1 protein-coding gene is annotated in these 1,664 nt (G+C 35.5%); it reads left to right on the top strand.

Features of this window, described 5'->3' with window-relative positions; all coding sequences use genetic code 11:
- Positions 1-265: 265 nt before the first annotated feature.
- Entirely contained in the window at positions 266-1,474 is a 1,209-nt protein-coding gene (locus tag V7137_RS30280; RefSeq protein WP_335701499.1) for a CaiB/BaiF CoA transferase family protein, read from the top strand.
- Positions 1,475-1,664: the final 190 nt, after the last annotated feature.

Here is a 1,664-nt window from a genome sequence, read left to right as displayed (position 1 = left end):
ACCTTTCAATTCCTGAACTATTAAAAATGATGATATAAAATTATCATAAATATAAATATTTTTACTTTTAAGAATTTTAATGCACAATTTATTCTAAACAGAAGTGGTAGTAGAAAGAGCAGCAGTTATTGGCTTAATTATGATGCCATATACGAACGCGGGAAATCCTGACGATAATAACCAATGAAGTCAAAGAAGTAATAGTTGTTTTATGAAAATACAAAAGTGTTAAGGAAATGTTTTGTATAAGGAAAGGATGATTAGTTTGTCATTAGCATTAGAATCTCTTCGCATATTAGATTTAACAAGATTGTTACCCGGTCCCTTTAGCACAATGCTACTTGCTGATTATGGTGCAGAGGTGATTAAGGTCGAAGACACTGGACCCGGCGATTATGCAAGAGCAATGTATCCGAAAATCGGAGAAGATAGCGCTATTTTTCATTCAGTAAACCGTAACAAAAAAAGTATTTGTTTAGATTTAAAAACAGAGAAAGGTAAAGAAATCTTTTTGAAGCTTGTTGAAAATGCAGATGTTGTAGTGGAATCATTTCGTCCGGGAGTTATGGATCGCCTTGGAGTCGGCTATGAGGTGCTAAAAATGGTTAACCCTAGACTAATATACTGCGCCATAACGGGGTACGGACAATCAGGTCCTTATTCCAATATGCCCGGACACGATATAAACTATATTAGTTATGCAGGCATTCTTGAATATATGGGTGTAAGTGGCAGTAAACCAGTTGTACCATCCGTCCAAATCGCCGATCTTGGCAGCGGACTCATGAGTACGATAGGAATTTTAATGGCGCTTTTTGAAAGAGACCGTTCAGGAAAAGGACAGTTTATTGATGTTTCGATGCTCGATGGAGCTCTTTCTTGGTTACAACTCTTTCTTCCAGCCTTTTTTGCGACAAGAGAACAACCAGAACGTGGAAACTTAAATTTAACCGGAAGAAAAGCTTATTACACCGTATACGAAACAAAAGATGGTCTTTATCTGTCAGTTGGAGCAGGGGAACCTAAATTCTGGGTGGAATTTTGTAAAATCATAGAAAGAGAAGACCTAATTAAAAAAATGTATGTACCGATGGAAGAGCAAGACCAAGTGAGAGAAGAAGTCCAATCCGTTATCATACAAAAAACAAGACAGGAATGGATGGGGAAATTTGATGGAGTAGAGGCTTGTGTAGCTCCAGTCAATAGTCTCGAAGATTTAGAGAAAGATCCACAATTTATTGATAGAAAAATGTTTCAAACAATTGATGACGTAGAACTAGGTGAGGTCAAATTTATTTCTCCGCCAATTAAGTTATCAGAAACACCAGGTGCAATTCGTACCTTAGCACCAAAGTCTGGAGAACATACAATTGAGTTGCTTGCAGAAATGGGGTATTCTGATCAACAAATCGAGGTTTTAACAAGTCAAGGTATCATCAAAAATAGAGTTGATGAGTCTACTTCTAAAACTTGATTGAAATCTAAAGCTAAATTGATGAGCTAATCATCATTGAAAGTAATCGATAATAAAAAAGAAAGAAGGGATTCACTTTTATAGTGTATCCCTTCTTTTTGTTAAGATGTAGAAACCTTATATCTCCTAACACCAGTGAAATTTTTCTATCCATTTTTTGTTATATCAGTAATATATTATTACGATAATT

Source organism: Neobacillus drentensis, from assembly GCF_036962765.1.
GTDB lineage: Bacteria > Bacillota > Bacilli > Bacillales > Cytobacillaceae > Neobacillus > Neobacillus drentensis_C.
This window is presented reverse-complemented; position numbering and strand designations above follow the sequence as displayed.